This window comes from Pseudomonas sp. GV105 (assembly GCF_003058185.1).
Taxonomy (GTDB): domain Bacteria; phylum Pseudomonadota; class Gammaproteobacteria; order Pseudomonadales; family Pseudomonadaceae; genus Aquipseudomonas; species Aquipseudomonas veronii.
Genome location: NZ_QBUF01000017.1, coordinates 35,329 through 57,172, shown reverse-complemented (window position 1 = coordinate 57,172; position 21,844 = coordinate 35,329). Strand labels below are relative to the sequence as shown.

General features: G+C 59.6%; 19 protein-coding genes and 1 pseudogene. 4 read left to right on the top strand and 16 right to left on the bottom strand.

What is annotated here, in order from left to right; genetic code table 11:
- Positions 1-8: 8 nt before the first annotated feature.
- The 9 genes from C8K66_RS26770 to C8K66_RS26730 form a co-directional block, all read right to left on the bottom strand.
- Positions 9-785: an SDR family NAD(P)-dependent oxidoreductase gene (locus tag C8K66_RS26770; RefSeq protein WP_108526467.1), complete on the bottom strand. Its 777-nt coding sequence runs from the start codon at positions 783-785 to the stop codon at positions 9-11.
- Positions 782-1,957, bottom strand: coding sequence for an MFS transporter (locus C8K66_RS26765; protein ID WP_046383777.1), 1,176 nt, complete (start codon positions 1,955-1,957; stop codon positions 782-784). Before C8K66_RS26765 ends, C8K66_RS26770 begins: the two co-directional genes overlap by 4 nt.
- Positions 1,947-4,427: an RND family transporter gene (locus C8K66_RS26760; protein ID WP_046383776.1), complete on the bottom strand. Its 2,481-nt coding sequence runs from the start codon at positions 4,425-4,427 to the stop codon at positions 1,947-1,949. Before C8K66_RS26760 ends, C8K66_RS26765 begins: the two co-directional genes overlap by 11 nt.
- 3 nt (positions 4,428-4,430) lie before the next feature.
- Positions 4,431-5,489 carry a YCF48-related protein gene (locus C8K66_RS26755; protein ID WP_046383775.1) on the bottom strand — a complete coding sequence of 353 codons (1,059 nt, stop codon included), beginning with the start codon at positions 5,487-5,489 and terminating at the stop codon, positions 4,431-4,433.
- 57 nt (positions 5,490-5,546) lie between these two features.
- Entirely contained in the window at positions 5,547-6,914 is a 1,368-nt protein-coding gene (locus C8K66_RS26750; RefSeq protein WP_052735804.1) for a DUF1329 domain-containing protein, read from the bottom strand.
- A gap of 14 nt (positions 6,915-6,928) precedes the next feature.
- Entirely contained in the window at positions 6,929-8,611 is a 1,683-nt protein-coding gene (locus C8K66_RS26745) for a DUF1302 domain-containing protein (protein WP_046383774.1), read from the bottom strand.
- A gap of 84 nt (positions 8,612-8,695) precedes the next feature.
- Positions 8,696-9,817, bottom strand: coding sequence for an FAD-dependent oxidoreductase (locus tag C8K66_RS26740; protein WP_046383773.1), 1,122 nt, complete (start codon positions 9,815-9,817; stop codon positions 8,696-8,698).
- Positions 9,818-9,926: 109 nt separating this feature from the next.
- The gene (locus C8K66_RS26735) at positions 9,927-10,313 is read right to left on the bottom strand and encodes a Rieske 2Fe-2S domain-containing protein (protein ID WP_082107771.1); all 387 of its coding nucleotides are present in this window, start codon (positions 10,311-10,313) and stop codon (positions 9,927-9,929) included.
- A 3-nt stretch (positions 10,314-10,316) separates the two neighbouring features.
- A complete protein-coding gene (locus C8K66_RS26730; protein WP_046383772.1) occupies positions 10,317-11,258 on the bottom strand; it encodes a VOC family protein in 942 nt (313 codons plus the stop codon).
- Between the two features lie 272 nt (positions 11,259-11,530).
- Between C8K66_RS26730 and C8K66_RS26725 the strand changes: the two genes are divergently transcribed.
- The 3 genes and pseudogenes from C8K66_RS26725 to nadE form a co-directional block, all read left to right on the top strand.
- Positions 11,531-12,451, top strand: a complete 921-nt coding sequence (locus C8K66_RS26725; protein WP_108526465.1) for a LysR family transcriptional regulator — start codon at positions 11,531-11,533, stop codon at positions 12,449-12,451.
- Between the two features lie 261 nt (positions 12,452-12,712).
- Complete coding sequence (locus tag C8K66_RS26720) at positions 12,713-13,870, top strand: S9 family peptidase (RefSeq protein ID WP_046383770.1); 1,158 nt, start codon at positions 12,713-12,715, stop codon at positions 13,868-13,870.
- Positions 13,871-14,005: 135 nt separating this feature from the next.
- Positions 14,006-14,248: pseudogene (gene nadE, locus C8K66_RS26715) on the top strand (NAD(+) synthase); the annotation flags it as partial.
- Positions 14,249-14,271: 23 nt separating this feature from the next.
- Here the strand turns inward: nadE and C8K66_RS26710 are convergent.
- Genes C8K66_RS26710 through C8K66_RS26680 form a run of 7 tightly spaced genes read right to left on the bottom strand, consistent with a single transcriptional unit; the run spans position 14,272 to position 20,711 of the window.
- A complete protein-coding gene (locus C8K66_RS26710) occupies positions 14,272-15,303 on the bottom strand; it encodes an ABC transporter substrate-binding protein (protein ID WP_079443607.1) in 1,032 nt (343 codons plus the stop codon).
- A 14-nt stretch (positions 15,304-15,317) separates the two neighbouring features.
- Positions 15,318-16,415: an FAD-binding oxidoreductase gene (locus C8K66_RS26705; RefSeq protein ID WP_108526463.1), complete on the bottom strand. Its 1,098-nt coding sequence runs from the start codon at positions 16,413-16,415 to the stop codon at positions 15,318-15,320.
- Positions 16,412-17,755, bottom strand: a complete 1,344-nt coding sequence (locus tag C8K66_RS26700) for an NAD(P)/FAD-dependent oxidoreductase (protein WP_108526461.1) — start codon at positions 17,753-17,755, stop codon at positions 16,412-16,414. Before C8K66_RS26700 ends, C8K66_RS26705 begins: the two co-directional genes overlap by 4 nt.
- Positions 17,752-18,042, bottom strand: a complete 291-nt coding sequence (locus C8K66_RS26695; RefSeq protein ID WP_046383765.1) for a (2Fe-2S)-binding protein — start codon at positions 18,040-18,042, stop codon at positions 17,752-17,754. The genes C8K66_RS26700 and C8K66_RS26695 overlap by 4 nt, the downstream gene beginning before the upstream one ends.
- Positions 18,042-18,836, bottom strand: coding sequence for an ABC transporter permease (locus C8K66_RS26690; RefSeq protein ID WP_046383764.1), 795 nt, complete (start codon positions 18,834-18,836; stop codon positions 18,042-18,044). The genes C8K66_RS26695 and C8K66_RS26690 overlap by 1 nt, the downstream gene beginning before the upstream one ends.
- A 4-nt stretch (positions 18,837-18,840) precedes the next feature.
- Complete coding sequence (locus tag C8K66_RS26685; RefSeq protein WP_046383763.1) at positions 18,841-19,686, bottom strand: ABC transporter permease; 846 nt, start codon at positions 19,684-19,686, stop codon at positions 18,841-18,843.
- A complete protein-coding gene (locus tag C8K66_RS26680; RefSeq protein WP_046383762.1) occupies positions 19,683-20,711 on the bottom strand; it encodes an ABC transporter ATP-binding protein in 1,029 nt (342 codons plus the stop codon). Before C8K66_RS26680 ends, C8K66_RS26685 begins: the two co-directional genes overlap by 4 nt.
- Positions 20,712-20,953: 242 nt before the next feature.
- Between C8K66_RS26680 and C8K66_RS26675 the strand changes: the two genes are divergently transcribed.
- On the top strand, positions 20,954-21,784 hold the full coding sequence (locus C8K66_RS26675; RefSeq protein WP_046383761.1) for an IclR family transcriptional regulator: 831 nt from the start codon (positions 20,954-20,956) through the stop codon (positions 21,782-21,784).
- Positions 21,785-21,844 lie beyond the last annotated feature (60 nt).

The following is a 21,844-nucleotide window of genomic DNA, read 5'->3' as shown; positions in this document are numbered from 1 at the left end:
AGGTCTCCTTAGTTTCCATCACCGATGGTGGTACCACCATCGACTACAATGTTCTGTCCGGTGATGAACGCGCCGCCTGGTGCGGCCAGTAAAAGTGCCAAGGCAGCTACTTCCTCCGGGCGCCCAACACGACGCAATGGGGTGAGCGCCATGCGGCGCTGCATCACTTCAGGGTTATCTGTTAGTGGGCGTGCGAATTCGGTTTGAATCACGCCGGGGCTGATAGCATTGATGTGGATGTTCTTGGGGCCCCATTCCACAGCGAGATTGCGGGCGAGTTGTGCCAGGCCTGCCTTCGATATTCCGTAAAGCCCCAGTGCCTTGTTGCCGCGCACCCCGGCGATGCTGGCCATCAGCACCACGCTGCCGCCACCTCGCGCGGCCATGGCCGGTAGCACGGCACTGGTCAGCCATAATGCGCTGCGCAGGTTTACGGTCAGGGTGGTGTCCCAGTCGAGATCGCTGGCGGTTGCCAATGGCCCCATGTGCGGGGCGATGCCAGCGTTGCACACCAGCGCGTCGAGGTTGCCAAAGCGCGCGAGCACGGCCTCGGCCAGGATAACGACATCCTCCTGCTGGCTGAGGTCGGCGGCGATGGGCCAGGCGTCGATGCCCTCCCTGGCCAAGGTGGCGGCCACCCGAGTACAGTCTTCAAGACTCTCGCTACTAATGGCCAGGCGCGCCCCGGCACGACCATAAGCACGGGCGATGGCCAGACCGATGCCGCGGGTAGCGCCGGTGATCAACGCCACCTTGCCCGCCAGGTTGAACAGGTCAGCGTTCATGCGTGTTTTTCCAAGAGGGCAATGGTGGGGATGTGCAGGCAGCCAAGGGCTACCAGCCATTGCAGTCCGCCGACTACGGCCAGTGCGGTCGGCAAGGCTGAAGGAACGCCAGCGGTAATGGCCAGCACCACGAGGGGGCTGACAAACTCACCGGCGAAGATCGCTGAGGTAAACAAGCCGCTGGCTCGGCCGCGCTGGCTGAAATCGACCTGGGCCATGATCCGGGTGATCAAGGTGGGCAGCATCAGGCCGATGCCCAACCCGTTGATAAATACCGCCAACGAAACCAAGCCGTGACTGTCGGCCCCCGCCATCAATAACCCGCCGCTGCCGGCCAACACAAACGCAAGCAGCAACAGCCAGGAAGGCCGGGTGCGACCAATCAGTTTAAAGCTCAGGGCGCCCAGCACTACGCCCACCTGGTTACCGCCCATGGTCATGCCGATCTGCTGCGGTGCGTCCACGCCCAGCAGGTTAAGCAGGTAGCCAGCCTGCACCGGTACGATGAACAGGCTCATGCCCGCCAGCAACGCCAGCACCAGCAGCGGCAACAACCCTCGCCATGGCAAGCGGCGCTGGGCGACCTCCGCCGCCACCAGCCCCCGAGGTTCCCATAGCCACAGCGCCATCAACGGTAGAAGCACTAGACCCACGGCATACAAGGCGAACGGCGTGCGCCAGCTGTCCTGGCCCAACTGCCCGCCGATGGCCATAAACAACACCGCCGATAAGGAGGTCGCGACCATCTGCAAGGCAAACAGCCGCTCGCGGCGCCCGCCGCTGTAGTAGTCGCCCATCAGGGTGGTACAGCAGGTCATAATCGCCGCTTCGGCCAGGCCGATGCCGGCGCGGCTTAGGACAATGGCCTGCAGTGAATCGAGCCACAGAGGCAAAGTCCCGCACAGCGTGTAAATCAGCATCGCCACCAGCAACAGGGGCTTACGCCCGGTGCGGTCGGCGATCATCCCGGCGAACGGCGCCAGTAAGGCAATCATCAGGGCCGGTAGCGTCAGGGCCACCGGTACCAGCACGGCAGCCCCCGGTGTGTCGGCGAAATACACCTGCATGCGTGGCAGCACCGGGGCCAGCAGTACCGCGCCCAGTACCGGCAGGCAACTGCCGAGCAACAGCAATAAGGATTGCGGCGTACCGGCTTCGTATTCAGCCTTCATGACGAACCTCCAGAGCAACCGGGCGTTGGAAAGCCTTGTCCTGCGCTACCGGGTTGCGTGTGGCGACCGGGTTCAGCACTGCGGGTGTGTCTGCAACCCGGCGTTTCTGGGGCAAGAGGAAATACGCCAGCGCCGGCAACAAGATCAGCGCCCCGACCATGTTCCAGACAAACATGAAGGCCAGCAGCACGCCCATGTCTGCCTGGAATTTGATCGGAGAGAAGATCCAGGTGCCCACGCCGATAGCGAGTGTCACGCCTGTCAGCATGACGACCTTGCCGGTGAACAGAAGTGCCTGGTAATAGGCCCGGGACAGGCTTTCGCCTTGGCGAAGCTGGGCCAGCACGATGCTCATGACGTACAACGCATAGTCGACACCGATGCCTACACCAAGAGCGATAACGGGCAGGGTGGCGACCTTGACGCCCATGCCCAGCGCGACCATCAAGGCTTCACAAAGAATCGATGTGAGCATTAGAGGCAATACTGCACAGAGCACTGCGCGCCACGATCGGAACGTCACCAGGCAAAGCAGAATGACTGCGCCGTAGACCCACCAAAGCATGTCGTGATTCGCCTGTTTCACAACGATATTGGTGGCCGCTTCAATGCCTGCACTACCCGCTGCCAGAAGAAACGTGGCATCGCCGGAGTTATTGTTCCTGGCAAAACCTTCAACATTTTCGACAACGTTGTTGAGCGTGTCGGCCTTGTGGTCTTTGAGGTAGGCATAGAGCGTCAACAGGCTGCAGTCATCGTTGTACAAGCCACGTGGGGCTCCCGCGGTGACCATGTTCAAGGTCGCCTGGTTGTTCACTAACTCGTACCATTTGGGGTTGCCCTCGGAGAGGCCAACCAGCACGCGGCGATTTAACAAGGCCAAGGAGTTTGTCGAGTCGACACCCTCAAGTCCGCGAAGCTGCCAATCCAGATCATCAACTCGCTTCAGCGTGTTGTACGTCGAGCACTCCCCAGCGCGAGTCTTCACCATCACGGCAAATACGTCGCTGCTTGCACCGTAATGCTGTGTTATGAATCCATTGTCACGGTTGTAGCGAGAGTCAGGGCGAAGCTCTGGAGCGCCGGCATCAAGATCACCAACTTTTAGCTTCAGGCTTACTGCGTAGCCTGCGCAGGCCATGAGCGCAGCGACGATGACGCATAGCGTTGCCCAACGCTTGCGAGTGAAGAGATCCAGGAAACGCCATACAACGTGCTTCTCTTCGCCACACGCCTCAGCTTCTTCACCGCGAAGGCTGCGCCGAGCCGCTTTTTGGCTAACGCCCATGTAGGAGAGCAGGATTGGGAGCAGAATCAGGTTTGTGAAAATGAGGACGGCTACGCCGAGACTGGCGATTACTGCCAGATCCTGGATCACCTGTATCTTGATGATCATCAGAACTGCGAACCCCACCGCATCGCATAGCAACGCAGTCAGGCCGGCCAGGAACAACCGGCGGAATGTAAACCGCGCAGCCACCAGGCGATGCATCCCGCGCCCTATGTCCTGCATGATGCCATTCATTTTCTGTGCGCCATGGCTCATGCCTATTGCGAACACCAGAAATGGCACCAGCACCGAGTAAGGGTCAAGTTCGTACCCGAGCAATGGCAGTAAACCCAGCTGCCAAATCACTGCGACCAAAGAGCAGGTCACCACCAGAAAGGTGCTTCGTGCGCAACGGGTGTACCAGTAAAGTACTGCCGCGGTGATCAAGATGGCTGCAGCGAAGAACACTAGAATTTGTTTGAGACCATCGATCAGGTCACCTACAACTTTCGCAAAACCGGTGATGTGGATCTCAACACCTTGCGCTTGGTATTTAGTACGCAGCTTTTCCAGTTCATGAGCGAAGACGGTGTAATCCAGAGTCTGACCATCAGGTGTTCGTTCCAACAGCGGCACGTACACAATGCTGGAGCTTTGGTTGAAAGCCACCAACTGTCCGATCTCGTTGGAGCGCTCAACGTTGCGCTTGAGGGATTCCAGGCTTGCACTGCCGCCGTCGTAGCCATCGGGAATTACCGGGCCGCCTTCCAGCCCTTCCTCGGTGACACCAGTCCAGCGAGTAGATGGCGTCCACAGCGACTTCATTGCTGCACGGTCAACCCCCGCAAGCAGATACACCTCATCGCTGAGTTGCTGGAGAGTGTGCAAATATTTTTTGTCGTAGATACTCCCCTCTGGGTTCACTACGGCAATTCGCACAGCATTGCCAAGACCCGCCAGTTCCTGGCGGTGCTCCAGGTAGTTGACGATGTACGGATGCTCACGCGGAATCATCTTCTCGAAGCTTGCATTGAGTGTCACGCGTGTCGCCTGCCATGCCAGCAGAACTGTCACGACCAGGCAAAGCAGTACAACCAGGGCACGATGGTTAAAGAGTGCGCGCTCCAGTACGGAGCCAGAGGTGCTGTCGAAATCGTCGAGACTACCGGCAGACGGAGTAGGGGAGGTCTTTACGTGCATGGCTCAGTCCGCGATTTTGGAGGAAAAAGAAGGCGCTATGCGCCACGCGCCTGCCATACCAACAGCGACCAGGGCGCTATCAGATGTTTCACTGACAGAGGTCAAAGGAAGTCCTTCGGATACGGTGATGGGCTGAAAGTGCAGATCTGTAAGTCCGCTTCGCAGGAGGATGCCGGCCTGGTTGACGAGCAACAGGTTTTGACCGGCGATGCGAATGGCATTGAGGGAAGCAGCAAAGGGGTTGTCGACAGGCTGGAAGCTGATGCCACCATCCTCAGAGGAGAACAGCTTGCCTCGCAGGCCTCCGACCAGAATCTTCTTATTGGGAAGAATTGCAGCGGCAAAATAACTGCCTTCGTAAGGACTCTTAAGGGCTTCGAACGTGAGGCCGCTATCGATGGAGTGCAACAGCAGACCTTGCTCCCCCGCGATGATGATTTCATCGCCGTTGCGAGCCATCGCATAGAGATGCAGGCCTCTCGGATTTGGAAGGTCACCCATCCAGGATTGCCAGGTATTGCCTCCGTCCTTCGTCATCAGCGCAAGACCGTACGCCCCAAGGGCAACGCCATGCTTTGCATCAACGAAGTTCACTACCAACAGAGGCTTGTCGGCACCATCGGCCGACAATCTTTGCGCCACAGCGATTCGCTTTGAATCCCCAGAGTATTGGGCTGCTTGCAACTCAAGGGCAGCCGCTTGCTTTCCATCCAACTGCAATTGCCAGCTTTCCCCGCCATCGCTGCTATGCAGCACGACACCGGAGTGACCCACAGCCCAGCCGTTCCTCGAGTCAACGAATTGCACGCTGGTCAACGTTGTGCTGATGGGGCTGGCGGATTGTCGCCAATGTTGGCCGCCATCATCTGATAGCAGCACAACACCGCGTTCGCCGACTGCAACCAGCCGCGAACCGGCTTTGTTGACGTCCAGGAGCACCGCATGCAGTGCTTGAGATCCGAGTACTGCCTTTTGGGAAAGGACATCGACCGTATCTGCTGCCCAGGCAGGCAGCAACGAGCAGCCCGCTGCCATTAGCAAGCCGGAGATTATCTTTTTCATCGCACGCAACCCTTTTTGTTCTTATTTGATGCAGACGGGGCTTACGCCCCGCCAGAATCACCGGATGCCTTCACCCGCCATCGCGTCAGCGGTAAATACCGAGTCCTTGTAGGGCGGCACGATGCGGTATTGCTCGCTCTTCCCGGCAAAAACGTCACCGACGAACCATGCACCGGAAAGCAGGTCGTAAAAGCCGGTAGTGACTGACGCAGTGCCTGGGAGGTCGGGCAGAGCAACTGGCGAGGTCCACAACACTTTTGCGAGCTGCCCCCGGGCGTCGTAGCGATCACCAAGGACGGCTGTCCAGGTGTCCTCATCGAGGTAATAGGTGCTCTTGGGCATAACGTGTCGAGCACCGCTCTTCAGGGTCGCTTCAACTACCCAGACACGGTGCAGCTCCCAACGCACGGCGTCGGATTTCATATGGTGCGCGTCGAAGAGTGCTTCGGGGCTGGAGGCAGTGAATACCCGGTTCGAGTTGTACGGGATGTACAACTCTTTCTTGCCCACCAGCTTCCAGTCGAAGCGGTCAATTCGACCGGTAAACACATTGAGCTCGTCGAAGCTCATCACCCCAGCGGTCGCCGGAGTCGGGGTGTCGCAGCAGGCGTTGGGAAGGCGGCGAACTCGGCGCTGGCCAGGGAGGTACGTCCAGGCAGTGGTGTTGTCGGCGTTGATATTCTCAAGACCTGTGATTGCCTCTCCAGCGCGCAATGGTGGGCCGTCGTTCGTCATCCGGATTGACCAGAAGACGCCCTTGTCACTGCTGAAACCGGGCAGGTACCAAGGCATTTGAACATCTGCCCGGGAGTCGTTCGTCAGTACATGCTTTCCGTCCGCCGTGGTGAGGTACTGAGAGAAATTGGCGTGCCACGAAGCTCCGCGCCAACGCAACAGGTGGTTCCAGATTGCTTCTTCACCATTCTGGGGGATCGGGAACGGAATACCGCCTGCCGCGCCTAAAGGCATAGGCCCCGCCGGGCCGTTCGCCAGTTTGCCGCTGGTGGCATTCGCGAAAGTAGCGTCGTAAATGGACTGCGGGGCAGCGGCAGTGCGACGAGTTGGGTACACCACGACTTTGTAGCTGTCCGGGTACTTTTTCAGCATGGCTTGGGTGCCAGCCGACAGCTTATCGGCGTACTGAGCCATGTTCTGGGCGGTAATGGTGAGCAAAGCCTGGTCGGCCGCGAACGGATCATTGCGCTTGCCGCCTTCCTTGTTTGAGGGATCGGCCTGGGTGAAGCCTCCTTTCCACTCCGGAATACTGCCGTCGGCGTTGCCTGCGCGCTGCGCGCCAAATGGAGTCAGCGTCGACTTCAATTTGGCCGCCTCATCGGCGGAGACGGCTGCCATTGCCCCGTGCGCAAAAAACAGCGAGGCACTCAAGGTGGTGAGCAAAGAGACAAATTTTTTATTGTTTATCATCGAATAATCCCCGGTCAGAAGGTGCGGCTGACATTGAAGGCAAGGAAGTCGCGATCTTTGAGCGACTGTTCGAACGTGTAGTGGTTGGCGGCATCAAGGAAGGTATTTTCCGGGCCGTAGTAGTGCGTATACGTCAGGCCCAGACTCCAGGTGTTCAGATAGTTGCCTTTGAGCCCGATGTTGAGGTCACCGCCGTGATTGGCTCCGAAGCCCGCGCCCAGTGCCTCGGAGGCACCGTTTGTGTAGCTGGCGCCGATAGGCACGGATAAATCCAGACCCGGTAGGAACTGGCGATACATAGGTTCGTAAACAAGTCGCAGACTGGTCGCGTCGCGGTCTGCATTCGGGTCAATGGCGTCTTTGTTTTTGCTGACACTCATGACTCTGTTCCATGCAATCTCACCGATGAAACTGGCTTCCGGGGCGATGAAGTTCGGCTCGAGGCTCGACAGCCATGAGAGGTTGGCGTGTAGCGTCCTCCCCGTTGCGTACAGAGGGTCATCGTCATTTTTGATCGACTCGCCCGGTGCAAGAGTGCGCTGGTTGGTGGATGCCAGAGGCTGGTTCCAGCGAGTGGAGAGCTCGCCAGCGATGTTGTAGTTACCGAGCGTGGTGGAGAAGCTCGCGCCCAGAGCCTCGATACCTTCCGGATAGACCCAGTAGTACTCGCCGGCCTTGCCCGACTGAGGGTTCAGATTCGCGAAGTCCGGGCGCACGTTCAGTTGTGGATTTTTATCATGGAAGCGGATGGCGTAGACGCCCCAGTCGACTGTCTCGGTACGCCAGCGAAGTTGTACGCCGCCTTGCCCCGAGTCCTTCGCATCTTTGTCCTTACCGTGATAGAACGCCAGCGGTTGGGCCCCCGGAAACAGCGGAGCGCCAATGAACATGCGCTCGTTACCTTCACCGAAGCTATCACTGGTGGAAAAGTAGCTGCCTTCGGCTGGCAGGCGGTTTGCTTCCCATTCGAACTGGTAATAGGCGCCGATGGATACATCCGGAGTCAGTTGGAGCTGGCCAGAGAGCTGCTGGACTGGACGGATCAGCTCCTTGAACTGGGTATTGGGTACCGACAAGGCTTTGACTGCATCGACTGGCGCCATGCCGCCGGCGATACCATTCATGCCGTAGAAAAGACTTTCTCCCCACTGCATTGCGTACTGACCCACTCGACCCGAGGCTTGCATGTCGCCGACATCGGTCTTGCCAAACAGGAAGGCATCCAGAAGCTCACCTTTACGACCATGCAGGGTGCGGGTGTCATGGCTGAATTCGTCATAGGCTACTGAATGGCTATTGGCGCGGGACGGATCGTTATTGTCGCTGCCGCGGTTGTAGACGTCGTCGTACCATGCGGCTCCGCTCACACGAGCGCCGACGTTTTTGTACGTGATGTCCATTTCAGAGAGCAGATCTAGACGATTGGAGATCAGACCCTTGTTGAAGTTACGGTCGCCGTCATCCTGATTGAGCGAGGTTTGGCCATCGATCAATTTGTCGCTTTGACCTTTGGTGCGCCATGCCGAACTGTATTTCAGGGTGTTATCCCACCGTGCTCGAATATCGGGATTCCCCGTATCGAATTCGAATGCGTGGGCATCGGGTAGTCCTGCAGTGATCGCTAGCATGGAAACAGCGAATGCAAGAGGTTTGAGTGGCAGCGACGGCCGGGTGGATGCGTGCTTGCAAGACAGCATTTAAGTCACCTCGTTTTTGTTTTTCTTGTAGGTCAGTGTTGGCTTGCGAACGGGTGCGCAACAGGTTTGGCACCCGCCGCGATATCAGACTGGGCGTGCTGTGACCTCCAGCATTTGCTTAACCAGGGAGATGCGATCGAAGTCGCGATCCTGTTGCATCTCTTTTTCGCCAGCGAATAGAGACTTCTCACTGATGAACTTGCAGCGCTCGAATCGACGATCCATGAAACGTTGCAGTTGTTCAGCCAGGGTGCCGGCCGAGACGAGTTCCTCGCTCAGAACAACCGCGTCCTCAATCGCCATGCCCGCACCTTGGCCGAGGTGTGGAGTCGTAGCGTGAGCCGCATCTCCGATAAGCAGGACGCGCCCGTGATACCAACACTCATCGACGAACACAGCCTCAAGCGGCTTGTAGACAACCTGTGAGTTATCAGTGATCTGCTCACGCAATTTGCCGATCAGTCCACCAAAGCCGGAGAGGCGCTTGCGAAGCTCCTCCGCCAGGGTTCCTTCATCCATCCAGGGGTTGCCCGGCTCGTGAGACGTGGTGAAGAGATACATCAAGTCATCAGCCAGAGGGACGAGACCCGCGTTACCCGAAGGGCCTTGGTAGTTGGCGAGATGATCGATTTCGGGGGCGCGTGGAAAGTTGTAACGCCATACGGATTGGCCGGTGAAGCGAGGTTGGTACTTGTCGCCGAACATCAGGTTACGAACCTTGGAGAACAGGCCATCAGCGCCTACAACCAGAGAGTAGCGAGCTCGGCTTGCATCGTTGAACAGCACATCGATACCATCCTCGCTCTGTTCAAAACTCTCGATTGAAGTACCTAGTCGAACGTCGGTGCCGAGTTCGATAGCTGTTTCGCTAAGTACCTTATGAAGGGCTCTGCGGGAGATGCCAACGTTGGCTGGGTACTCCGGGCCGGCTAGGCGTTGCCCAGGAATCCGAACCAGAGGCAGGCCATCGGTGTTGTAGATACCAACGTCTTCGAATGCGTAAGCGGCATCCAGATAAGCATCGAGCAGGCCCAGCTTCGCCATTTCGCGGACTACGTTGCTTTGCTGGATGATGCCGACGCCGTAGACCGTCCATTCGGTCTTGATCTCGACCAGATCGACGTCAATCCCTTTACGGCGCAATGCGATGGCGGCACACAAACCACCAATACCACCACCGACTATCAGCACTTTTGCAATATTCATGAAGTGACTCACGTGTTGTTATTGTTCTCCGCATACTTGATAGATGCGGTCGTTGTTAGTGCGTGGGTTTGAGTTTCCCGAGTGCCGCAGGATTTGACTAATCGAGTCCTCAGATGTGACCTATCGCGCCGCGCGATACCTCAATGGGTTGGTCGAATGGGTCTATGCACAGAAGAAGCAAACCTTCCTCGCACCGGAACTTAAAAGCGGTTAACGATTGCCCTAGACACGGGCCAAATACGCACTCTCCGCTGTCCGGCATGAACTGCGCGCCATGTGCATAGCAAATGACGCGTTGTCCGTCGGCTGATAGGAATCGATTCTTTCGGTATTCCAGGCGCACATCGAGGTGAGGACAGCTATTGCGATAGACCCGTACCTCTCCTCGATGCAGTAAGGCAAACACGGTGTCGTTGCCTGACCTGAAGGGATCAAAACCTAGCGCGCGGCCTTCTTTGAGTTGATCGAGAGGGCAGAGCGCTACGCTACGATCCACCGCTTAGCCCTGCTTCGGCGGTGGGCCACCCGGAGCCCACTTCTCGCGAGAGGTAAACAGGAACAACTGCGAGTTGTCCGCAGACATGGGCGCCTGGCGAGCAGCCCAAGCGTCATCGTGCTTATCCATGTCAGCGTCGTATTCGATGTGACAACCCAATGGGCTGTTGAAATACCAGAACCAATTGGAGCCGTAGAGGTGACGCCCGGGGCCCCAGAAACTCGTCCAACCCTTCTGCTGAAAACGGGTACCCGCGAGAAGGACTTCTGTGCCACTGCCCATATGAAAGGTGAAATGCTCACACCCCTGCATGTGTGGAGGGGTCTGGATCATGAACAGGCAGTGATGGTCATCCATGCCTTTTGCCCGCATGAAGGGGCCGACACCCACGAATCTGTCGGTGGTGACGAATCCCAGTCGATCGCGATAGAAGGCTTCACCCTTTGCGGCATCGGGAACGAAATACACGACGTGCGAAAGCGTGCGAGGTAGAGCCGCCATCTCGGGAGTGATGCCCAGTTGGTTGATCGGGCGTTGTGGTGCGCTGCCCGGGGCGTTGGTCAGGTCTGCTGGCGCATCGAAGCGGCGACGCCAGGAAACCTGGAAGGCAATAGCAAAACCGAGGTCATCTACTGTATGCAGGGTGCCGTTCGCATCGCGACGTACCACGCGATCCCGGCTCAACTCATCCTCGATTGCGTCGAGATCGGTGGAGCTTGCAACGCCATAGATAGTCTCGCGCAGTGAAGGCGCGGGGCCCTTTGCCGCAGGTAGCTCTGGATCTTCTGGACGACGGATGATGATGGCCGATCCGTCCAACGACTCAAAGTGTCCTCTTTCGGCATCCAGGTGTATTGCAGTCAGTCCGTAATCACGAAGGCAATCAGCGCAGGCTTGCAGGTCATCGACGCCAAATACCAAGGCATCAAGGCCAAGAATGTTCATGGTTACCACTCCATTAAAATTATGATCCGGCAGAGGCGCCGGTGGTGGTGTCGCTGCGGTTGGCATGCCGCTCGACTGGAGGGGAGGGTGCTGTCTGAGGCAGTTGCTGACTAATCGCAACTTGAGATGCCTGCTATCCGAAAACTCGATACATGGCGGGAGAGCCGACCAGCAGAGGGCTGTCAGGCGACGGCGAGGAGGCTAGCTTGACGCATCGGAAATATCGGACGAAGGTATCTCAAAAATAACTACAAAAGCGGAGATGCATCGCCATGCGATTTCATCACTTGGATCTCAATCTTCTCGTGGCGCTAGACGTGCTCCTGCAAGAGCAGAACATTACCCGAGCTGCCGAACGCCTCCATATGACCCAGTCCGCAACAAGCGGCGTGCTCGGCAGACTCCGAAAGTACTTCGAGGACGAACTGCTTGTGCAGGTAGGTCGGTCAATGCAACCCACCCCCTATGCGCTTGAATTGGCAAAACCAGTCCGCGAGGTGCTACTGACGATCCGTTCCTCCATCACAGCAAAGCCGCTTTTTGATCCGGCATCCAGCAAGCGGCATTTTCGCTTAGTCACGTCGGACTACTTGATCAGCGTAGTCTTTGCGCAGGTCATTCAGCGCATATACAAGGCCGCACCAGGGATCACGTTTGAAATGCATCCTCCAGGGGATCAGGGCGTGGAGATGATCCTTCGTGGGGAAATCGACCTGATGATTGTTCCGGAGCGCTATCTGATTGACGGGCACCCCTCTCAATTGCTGTTTGAGGAGGAGCACGTATGCGTTATCTGGAGTGGCAACGACTCCGTGGGCGAGGTGTTGACGCTGGAGCAGTACGTAGAAATGGGGCATATTTCTGTCGGGTTTGGTCGGTCTCGACAGCTCAGTATTGAAGACTGGTTTATGAGTCAATACGGCTTCAAGCGTCGACTTGAAGTCATTACCAACGACTTCAACACGCTTCCACAATTGATCGTGGGCACTCATCGAGTCGCCACTATGCACCGCAGGCTGGCTGAGCTTTACTCACGATACCTGCCGCTTCGTATCCTTCCACCGCCGGTGAAGATCCCCGTTATGAGAGAGATCATGCAATGGCACCGCAGCATGGATGGTGATCCCATGCACCGCTGGCTCAGAGAGACTGTCCACGATTTTATTCAAACGCTGGAGGAAGGCGGCAGGTAATCCGATTACCCGCATTACTCAAGGGAGTCAGCAACTGCTGACGTTTATCTTGCGCCCATGATCGCAGAATTGTGGGGTGTTCTGCTTCCAGAACCCGAGTCAATTGGCGGCTCTTGTACGGTGTATCGTGTTTCGTGATACCTCGCATCCTTACTCGCGATTCGCCAAAACCGGTTGCGCTGAATAACGTCCTGCTCTGATCGTGCCCGGAGTGCCGGAAGTTCCCGGGCTCGCCTTCCGACCGCAAAAGGACAATAAAAAATGTTTCGCTATTTCCCCACTAATTATGTTTGGAACCTGTCGGTGGATCTCGCTATCGAAATGGGTGCTCGCATAGGCGAGATCGAAGAGATGTGCGCGCCTTTACAAGAGGCTGCGAAACAACCCGACGCGACTGGCACCTCAGCTTTCCGCGAAACGTGGTCAAAGATGGCCGACAAACTCTGCGGTCTTGCCGAGGAGGACGAGGTTGCTGGCCGGCGGCTCTCTGCAGGCGAAAAGTACAATCGTGCCGCTACCTACTACCTCACATGCGAACGCCTGCAGGCTCATGGTGCACCTGGGCGTAAAGAACTGTACCAGCGCTTTTTAGAAACCTTCGCCCGTGGCGTCGCCTTATCCAAAGAGAACTGTGAGCGTGTTGAAATCCCTTATGAGGGCAAGATCATCTCAGGGCTCTATGTGCGCGCAGAAGGCGTCGAGGGCCGGGCTCCGTTGCTGGTACAAGTCAACGGACTGGACTCCACCAAAGAAATGAAATACCGCGTTGGCTTGCCGGTATGGTTGGCCAAGCGCGGTGTATCTTCGCTTGTCGTCGATCAGCCAGGTACCGGCGAGGCACTGCGTCTGCATGGTCTTACTGCTCGCTATGACAGCGAGCATTGGGCCAGTCGAATCGTTGATTGGTTGGAAACTCGATCTGAAGTCGACGCCAAGCGTATCGGTCTGGAAGGCGTTTCCCTGGGCGGTTACTACTGCCCGCGCGCAGTTGCTTTTGAACCACGTTTCGCCTGTGGCGTTGTCTGGGGGGCCAACCACGACTGGCGGGATGTGCAGAAACGTCGACTCGACAAGGAAGGTAGCTTTCCCGTACCTCACTACTGGGAACATGTCAGTTGGGTTTGGGGGGCGAAGGACATCAATGACTTCATGCACATTTCAGAGAGCGTTCATTTGGACGGCATTCTCGATCGCATCAAAGTCCCTTTCCTGGTTACCCACGGAGAAAAAGACTCTCAGATCCCGCTCAAGTGGGCTCAGCGCTCGTTTGAGCAATTGGTAAACAGCCCCAAACGCGAATTGAAGGTCTTTACCGACCGAGAAGGCGGTGTTCAGCACTCAAGCTTCGACAATAGCATCAACGCTGGACAGTACATTGCGGATTGGGTAGCTGAAACACTGGGTGGGCATACCGCGTAACAACTGGCTCTGCCTGTGCCAGGCGCAGGCAGAGCCATCGGCTCACCCGATCTTAATCGTGTAATCGACGTTTATTTACGTTTCGTCGTTGCTTCGCAATGTTGAAGCAGTCCCTGGCTCATTTCGGTAGTAGAGACCCACGTGCGCCTGCTGGCTGATGCCCTCGGTGCCCCGGCGAATCTTGTGCACAAACAACCTACCGCCGACCTCGAAGAGCTGGCACCGGGCAAGCTGGATGAGCAGGCATACGGCTGCACTTATGAAGAGATCGACGCCTACCTGATGGGTGAGCCGGTGAGCGAACGGGTGCGAACGATTGTGGAGCAAGCCTATCTGAAGACCGCCCACAAACGCGCGCTACCCATCGCACCTCGGTAGGCGCCGAGCAGGCGGATGAAACGCTACCGCTCAATCGACCGACTCCACCGCGCATTCCACTCTGGCCGCGCCTGGTTCACCTGGTCCCAATCAATCGAAATCGCTGTCTGCAAATAACCCTGCATCGCCTCCACTCGGGCGCGGGTCTTGTCGCTGGTGGGCGTGGTCGGGTTTGACGGGATCTGATCACCTTCCTCCAGCGCCGGCGCCTGGGCTTCGGCGGTCAGCAGGAAGGCCGCGAGTTTCTGCGCCAGTTCCGGTTGGTCGTTGCGTGCGATCACGCATTCGGCCACGTTCAGCACCACGGCGCCTTCCTTGGGTTGCGCGTATTCCATCGGCACGCCGAGCAGTTTCTGGGTGGCGACCTGGGTCGGGGTGAGGGGGAAGATTGCCGCTTCGTCGGTTTGCACCATCTCGGAGATTTTCGCGGAGCTGGCGATGTACTCCAGCACGTTGGGGCCGACGGTTTTGGGCCAGGCCTTGAAGCCCGGTTCCACGTTGGTCTCTGAGCCACCCTGGAGGCGGTTGAACATCAGGAAACCGTGCAGGCCGAAGGTCGATGAGGCCAGGGACTGGAACACCACTTTGTCCTTGAAGCGCGGGTCGGCCAGGTCCATCCACGAGGTCGGCGCAGCCCAGCCTTTCTCTTTGAACAGCCTGGCGTTGTAGCCCAGGCCGGTGACGCCGAGGGTCACGGCCACGGCTTGGTCCTTGATTTTCGCCTTGGCCGGGATCTGCTCCAGGGTCGGGCTCGGCGCCAGTTTGTCGCACAGGCCCATGGAGATGGCGCGGTACATGATGCCGTCGTCGAGGAACATCACGTGCATCTGCGGGTTGTCTTTGTTGGCCTGGACCTTGGCGAGGATGTCCGACGACGTGCCGGGCACGATCACCACCTTGACGTTATTGGCCTTTTCGAACGCGGGCAGCACCTTGTCGGCATACACCCGTTCCATGGTGCCGCCGTTCATGCCCAGGTACAGCGTCGGGGCCGCATGAGCGGTGGAGGCGAGCAGAGCGAGGGACAAGCAGGACAGCGCAATACGAGTATTCATGGATGTTTTTCCTCTCAGGCTTGGAAACGACGGATGGAAAACGCTTCGATGGGTTGCCGGCTGGCCCCTGTGCAGACGATCTCTGCCAGGGCTTCACCGACCGCCGGGCCCAGCTGGAACCCGGCGCCGGCAAAGCCGAAACCGTGGAGCAGGCCAGGCTGGGTGCTGCTGGGGCCGATCACCGGTTCATGATCGGGTAGGTAACCTTCGGTGCCGCTCCAGGTGCGAATCGCCTGGGCACCCTTGAGAAACGGGTACAGCTCGCCGGCATGGCGCAGAATCTCCAGCACCGCCGCTTGCCCGGGCCGCGCCTGCCGGGGGCCAAGCGCAAAACCGCGACCGCCGCCGAGGATGCAATTGCCCCGGGCCACCTGGCGCGCATAAATCCCGCCGCCTTCGACACCGGTGCTGACGTTCATCACCACGGGCAGCGGCTCGGTGACCAGCATGGCCGGGTGCGCAGATGTCATGGGGACCGGCTCGCCGAATTGCGCGGCGACGGTCCCTGCCCAGGCGCCGGCGCAATTGAGCAGCCATGGCGCCTGCAGGTGCAGGCCGTTGGTGCAATCCACCTGGAACTGGCGGCTGTCATGTTCGATGCGGATCACCTCGGCCTGCTCGTAGACACACGCGCCAAGGCGTTGCGCGGCACGGGCGAAGGCGGGGGATACCAGGCGCGGGTTGGCATGGCCATCTTCGGGGCATAACGACGCACCCACTGCGATATCCCCGACCCACGGAAAACGTGCGCGGAGTTCGGCGTAATCGAGCAACTGCAAGCCCAGGTCAAAGCCCTGCGTGTGTTCGGCATACGCCTGCAACGCGGCAAAATCCCCATGACTGCGCGCCAGTTTCAAATGCCCGGAGCGCACGTATTCGCCGTCGATACCGATCAAGCCGGGCAGGTCGGCCCACAACTGATGGGCGCGCTGCGACAACGGCAGCTGATGCAACGGGCGTCCCTGGCGCCGCACGCCGCCATAGTTCACGCCACTGGAGTGCGAGCCGCAGAAGTCCCGGTCCACCAACGCCACACGCTGACCTTTGTGCGCCAGCATCAAGGCCGCCGACGCACCGACAATCCCGCCGCCGAGGACGATGACGTCGATCATGGCTGCACCTCCACGCCAAACGGCAGCGGCTTGATCGGGGCCTGGCCACGCAAACGCCCGACGTCTTCTATCCCGCGACCACTGCGCTCGGCGACGATTTCAGCCGCCGCCATCCCGCACATGCGCCCCTGGCAGCGGCCCATGCCCACCCGGCAATGGGCCTTGACCCGATTGATTTCCCAATGACCTTCATCCACCGCGGTGCGGATATCGCCAACCCGGACTTCTTCACAGCGACACAGCATCAAGTCGTCCGGCGCCTGCGCGGCCCAGTCTGCCGGGAAGGGAAACGCAGTCTCCAGGCCCTGGCGAAAGCGCTGGATGCGCGTCAATTGCCGCTCAAGCAGGGCCGGGCGCTGATGATCGATCGCGACGCCTGCATCCGCCAGCACCGCCAACGCCGCCCGCTCACCGGCCATCTGCGCGGCATCGGCACCCATGATCCCGGCACCGTCGCCCGCCAGGTACACACCGTCGACGCTGCTGCGCCCGGCACCGTCCCGTTGCGGTAGCCACGCACGGTTCAAGGCATTCCAGGCAAATTCACAACCGAGCAGGTCCGCCAACTGCGTTTCGCTGCGCAGCGCATGGGCGAAGGCCACGGCGTCGCAGGCCAGGGTGTGGTCGCGCCAACGTATGCCGCTGACCCGTTGTTCGCCGTCGATCTGCTGCAGCGTCACGCCCTGATGCACGGGAACGCCGTGGGCCGTGAGCCAGGCCCGGTAGTACAAGCCCTTGGCCAGGGTCGCCGGTTGCCCGAGCAGCGCCGGCAAGGCGCGGCATTGGGCGCTGAACGGCGCGCTGTCGAGCACGGCGACCACATTGGCGCCGGCCTTGGCGTATTGATACGCCACCAGATACAGCAACGGCCCGCTGCCACAAAACGCCACGCGTTCGCCAATGGCGCAACCTTGGTACTTCAAGGCGATTTGCGCCGCACCCAGGCTGTAGACACCGGGCAAGGTCCAGCCCGGCACCGGCAGGATACGGTCGGTGGCGCCGGTGGCGACGATGATTCGCGAATACTCGACGCTGGCTGCGTGACCATTGTTCAACAGGTCCAGGCGCCGATCCTCGGCATTCCACACCAGGGTTTCGGGCCGGTAGTCGATCAGCGGCGCCAGTTCATCCAGGGTGCGATGCACGGCCTCGGCCTTACCCGCCTCAAATCCGTATATTTGCCTGGCGGTGCGTTGGAAGCCTGGGGGTTGGCGGCGATAGATTTGCCCGCCGCCGCGCAGGCTTTCGTCCACCAGGCAAGGCGTTACGCCGTGGTCGAACAGGGTGCGCGCGGCACTGATTCCTGCCGGGCCTGCGCCCACGATCACCACCGGCTTCATAACTGGCGCCCCGGGTCGCGGCTGATCGCCTGGCCTTCTTCCAGCAGGGTCGAACAGGCGCGCACGCGTTGTCCGTCCGCCAGGCGCACCCAGCAGTCCTGGCAGGCGCCCATCAAGCAAAACCCGGCGCGGCGTTCGGCACTGAAATCGCTGCCGCGCAGGTGCTCGGCGCAGGTCAGTACCGCCGTCAGCAGGGTGTCGCCGAGCAAGCCTGTGGCCGGTTGCCCGTCGAGGGTAAACGCCAGGGCAGGGCGTGCGGTTTCGGTCAATCGTTTGAACAAGGCCATCAGTGTTTTCCCACCAGCACGCGATCCAGGCCGTAGACCCGGTCGAGCACAATCATGGCCGCCGCCGTGAGGGCAATCACCAGCGCCGACACTGCCGCCATCATCGGGTCGATGGATTCGGTGGCGTACACGTACATACGCACCGGCAAGGTTTGCGTGGCCGGCGAGCTGACGAAGATCGATAAGGTCACTTCGTCGAAACTGTTGATGAAGGCCAGCAACCAGCCGCCGGCCACGCCGGGCAGGATCATTGGCAACGTCACCAGGCGAAACAGCGTGAAGCGTCCGGCGCCGAGCGATTCGGCCGCCTGCTCGGCACTGCGATCGATCCCGATCGCTGCCGCCAATACCAGGCGCAGCACATAGGGCGTGATGATCACCACGTGCGCCAGCATCAGCCAGGTGAAGCTGCCGTTGACGCCCATCAAGGCGAACAACCGCAGCATCGCCACCCCCAACACCAGGTGCGGGATGATGATCGGCGACAGGAACAACGCACTGAAGAAGTTACGTCCCGGGAACTGATGCCGGCTGATCGCAAGCGCCGCAGGCACTGCAATCAGCGTCGCCAGGGTTGCGGCGGTAAATGCCAGGATCAGGCTGTTGTAGAACGCCTGGATAAAGTCGGCACGCTCGAACACCGCGCGAAACCAGCGCAGGGAGAAGCCCGACGTGGGCAGGCTCAAGGTATTTTCCGGGGTGAAGGCCACCAGGCACACCACCACCAGCGGCGCCATCATGAACACCACTACCAGGCCGTGGAAGCCAAGGGCCAAAGGACCGTTTCTGGACATGCGCTTAAACCCCCAGGGATTTTTTGTAGCGGCCTTCGACCATGCGGTTCCAGCTCAGCATGATCAGCAGATTGACCAACAGCAGGACCACCGCGATGGTCGCGCCCATGGGCCAGTTGAGTTCCGAGAGGTACTGGTCGTACACCACGGTAGCGACCATTTTCAGGCGCCGCCCACCGAGCAGGCCGGGGATCGCAAAGGAGCTGGCGGCCAGGCCGAACACGATCAGGGTGCCGGACAGCACGCCCGGCATTACCTGGGGCAACACGATCTTGCGCATCACCGTGGCCTGGCTCGCGCCCAGCGACAAAGCCGCCTGTTCGGCCGAGGGGTCGAGCTTTTGCAGGGAGGTCCACACTGGAATGATCATGAACGGCAGCATCACGTGTACCAGCGCAATGATCACCGCGAACGGCGTGTACAACAGCTTCACCGGGCGCCCGCCCAGTGCCTGGATCACCTGGTTGACCAGCCCGTCGGCGCCGAGCAGCAGGCTCCAGCCGAACGCTCGCACCACCACCGAAATCAACAACGGCGTGAGGATCAGGATCAGGAAGATCGAGCGCCACGGCGTACCCATGCGGCTGAGGATGTAGGCTTCGGGCACGCCAATCACCACGCAGAGCAGCGTCACTAGCGCGCTGATCCAGAAGGTGCGCCAGAAGATTTCGTAGAAGTACGCGTCGCTGAACAACGCCAGGTAATGAGCCAAGGTCCACTCATCGGCCTTCACCCCCACTTGGTAGTCGAACACGTTGAACGACAGCACCAGGGTCAGGCCCAGCGGCAGAATCAGCAGCCCGGCGAACAGCAGCAACGCCGGCAGCGAGAGTAGATAGCCGCGACTCATGGGTGCACCTCATCCGCCGTCAGCACCCGCAGCAACTCGGCTTGCCAGTCCAGGCCGACTGCCGCGCCGCAACTCAGCGGTGCGCTGCCGTCGTTGCTGCGCACCACGGTGATTTCGCCCAGCGCGGTATGGATTCGGTACAGCCACTGGCTGCCGAAGAAATAGCGGTCGAGCACCTGGCCTTGCAGGCGACCTTCGCTTGCGCCCACCAGCTGGATTTTTTCCGGGCGCAGGCTCAAGACCAGTTCGCCGTCACCCGCGGCGTGGCGCACCTGCGGGATGCCGCGTGCGTCGTAATCGCCGGCCAGCAGGTTAGCCTTGCCGACGAAGTCCGAGATAAAGCGCGTCCGCGGGTGTTCATACAGCTTGTAGGGCACGTCGATCTGCGTCACGCGCCCGGCCTGCATCACCACCACACGGTCGCTGATGGACAGCGCCTCGGCCTGGTCATGAGTGACCATCAGGGTGGTGATGCCCACCGCGTGCTGGATGCGGCGGATTTCAAACTGCATCTCTTCGCGCAGGTTCGCGTCGAGGTTGGACAGCGGCTCATCCAGCAACAATACCGGCGGCTCGATCACCAGCGCGCGCGCCAGGGCCACGCGTTGGCGCTGGCCGCCGGACAATTCCCGGGGGTAACGGTCGGCGTGGGGGGCCAGGCGCACCAGCTCCAGCACGGTCTTGACCTTGGCGGCGATCTCGGCGGCCGGCACTTTGCGCATCTTCAGGCCGAAGGCGATGTTGTCGCGCACGGTCATGTGCGGGAACAGCGCATAGCTTTGGAACACCACGCCCAGGCCACGGCTGGCGGGCTTGGCGTGGGTGATGTCGCGACCGTCGAGCAGGATCTGCCCAGCGCTCACGTCGACGAAGCCGGCGATCATTTGCAGGGTGGTGGTCTTGCCGCAGCCCGAGGGGCCGAGCAGGGAAACGAACTCGCCTTTTTCCACCGCAAGGTCAGTGGCGACCACCGCGTCGACGGCGCCGTAGCGTTTGCTCAAGGCGTTGAGTTGGAGAAATGCCATGTCTGCGTTCCACCTTTTTTGAGTCGCGTCGAAACGCGCTTTTTTGTTTTGGGCAGATGCGAAAAGGGTGTTGCGGGTGCGTTGGCGCTCGATCTTGAGTCGGCTGCCGGTTGTTGTTCATTTCGCCCCTGTGGACGCAGATTAGGACGAAGACTAGGATGGGCGAAAGATGGGATTTCACTGAATGGAGTGTTTTTTTCAGTTTTATTCACTGACAAGAATTATTGATGAGATAACACGCTATGAATTCTACTGAGCGGAATGAAAATACCAAGGAAGTGGGGGCGGGCGGCGTGTCTCGCTTGTTCGCATTGCTGCGTACCTTGGGCGGCGTGCCCGACGGCGGCGAACGCGTGACTCAGCTCGCACAACAGGTCGGCCTGTCCCAACCCACCACCCACCGCCTGCTGCGCAGCCTGATGGATGAAGGTATGGTCGAGCAGGACGCGCGCAGCAAACGCTATCGCCTGAGCCTGGAGTTCTTCGCTCTGGCGGCGAACGCGGGCAAGACCGGCAACCTGCGCGACCTGGTAAGGCCGAGCATGCTGCGCCTCAGTGCGTCCCTGGGGGATTCATTGTTTTTGCTGGCGCGCAGCGGCTTTGATGCGATCTGCCTGGACCGCAGCGAAGGCCCGTACCCGATTCGTACTTTCACGGGTGATATCGGCGGGCGCGTGGCATTGGGCGTGGGGCAGGGCAGCCTGGCGATCCTGGCCTTTTTGCCGGAGGAAGAGCGCGAGACGGTGATCCGCTACAACTTGCCAAGGCTCAAGGATTTTCACCTGTATGACGAGGTGCTGTTGCGTTCGGAAGTGGAGAACGTGCGCAATCTGGGTTATGCGGCGCGCAATACCGGCGTGCTGGAAGGCATGGCGGGATTGGCGGTGCCGATCCTGAACCGGGACGGCCATGCGGTGGCAGCATTGAGCGTGGCGACCATCAGTGACCGGTTGGGGCCGAGTCGCCTGCCGATGGTGGTGGAGTTGCTCAAGCGCGAAGCGGCGGCGATCGGGCCCCGGATCAATCCGTTTGATCCGACGCTGCGCCGGCCCTCACAGACCTTTGGTGGGTAGGTCATCCAGATACCGAGACCTGCAGCGCGCCAGCTCCAGAGCGTAGCGTCCAAGCCCCTT

What these genes read in the sequence shown, in the direction of transcription:
- C8K66_RS26770 (WP_108526467.1), bottom strand. Translation starts at nt 785, where the DNA reads ATGAACGCTGACCTGTTCAACCTGGCGGGCAAGGTGGCGTTGATCACC.
- C8K66_RS26765 (WP_046383777.1), bottom strand. Translation starts at nt 1,957, where the DNA reads ATGAAGGCTGAATACGAAGCCGGTACGCCGCAATCCTTATTGCTGTTG.
- C8K66_RS26760 (WP_046383776.1), bottom strand. Translation starts at nt 4,427, where the DNA reads ATGCACGTAAAGACCTCCCCTACTCCGTCTGCCGGTAGTCTCGACGAT.
- C8K66_RS26755 (WP_046383775.1), bottom strand. Translation starts at nt 5,489, where the DNA reads ATGAAAAAGATAATCTCCGGCTTGCTAATGGCAGCGGGCTGCTCGTTG.
- C8K66_RS26750 (WP_052735804.1), bottom strand. Translation starts at nt 6,914, where the DNA reads ATGATAAACAATAAAAAATTTGTCTCTTTGCTCACCACCTTGAGTGCC.
- C8K66_RS26745 (WP_046383774.1), bottom strand. Translation starts at nt 8,611, where the DNA reads ATGCTGTCTTGCAAGCACGCATCCACCCGGCCGTCGCTGCCACTCAAA.
- C8K66_RS26740 (WP_046383773.1), bottom strand. Translation starts at nt 9,817, where the DNA reads ATGAATATTGCAAAAGTGCTGATAGTCGGTGGTGGTATTGGTGGTTTG.
- C8K66_RS26730 (WP_046383772.1), bottom strand. Translation starts at nt 11,258, where the DNA reads ATGAACATTCTTGGCCTTGATGCCTTGGTATTTGGCGTCGATGACCTG.
- C8K66_RS26725 (WP_108526465.1), top strand. Translation starts at nt 11,531, where the DNA reads ATGCGATTTCATCACTTGGATCTCAATCTTCTCGTGGCGCTAGACGTG.
- C8K66_RS26720 (WP_046383770.1), top strand. Translation starts at nt 12,713, where the DNA reads ATGTTTCGCTATTTCCCCACTAATTATGTTTGGAACCTGTCGGTGGAT.
- C8K66_RS26710 (WP_079443607.1), bottom strand. Translation starts at nt 15,303, where the DNA reads ATGAATACTCGTATTGCGCTGTCCTGCTTGTCCCTCGCTCTGCTCGCC.
- C8K66_RS26705 (WP_108526463.1), bottom strand. Translation starts at nt 16,415, where the DNA reads ATGATCGACGTCATCGTCCTCGGCGGCGGGATTGTCGGTGCGTCGGCG.
- C8K66_RS26700 (WP_108526461.1), bottom strand. Translation starts at nt 17,755, where the DNA reads ATGAAGCCGGTGGTGATCGTGGGCGCAGGCCCGGCAGGAATCAGTGCC.
- C8K66_RS26695 (WP_046383765.1), bottom strand. Translation starts at nt 18,042, where the DNA reads ATGGCCTTGTTCAAACGATTGACCGAAACCGCACGCCCTGCCCTGGCG.
- C8K66_RS26690 (WP_046383764.1), bottom strand. Translation starts at nt 18,836, where the DNA reads ATGTCCAGAAACGGTCCTTTGGCCCTTGGCTTCCACGGCCTGGTAGTG.
- C8K66_RS26685 (WP_046383763.1), bottom strand. Translation starts at nt 19,686, where the DNA reads ATGAGTCGCGGCTATCTACTCTCGCTGCCGGCGTTGCTGCTGTTCGCC.
- C8K66_RS26680 (WP_046383762.1), bottom strand. Translation starts at nt 20,711, where the DNA reads ATGGCATTTCTCCAACTCAACGCCTTGAGCAAACGCTACGGCGCCGTC.
- C8K66_RS26675 (WP_046383761.1), top strand. Translation starts at nt 20,954, where the DNA reads ATGAATTCTACTGAGCGGAATGAAAATACCAAGGAAGTGGGGGCGGGC.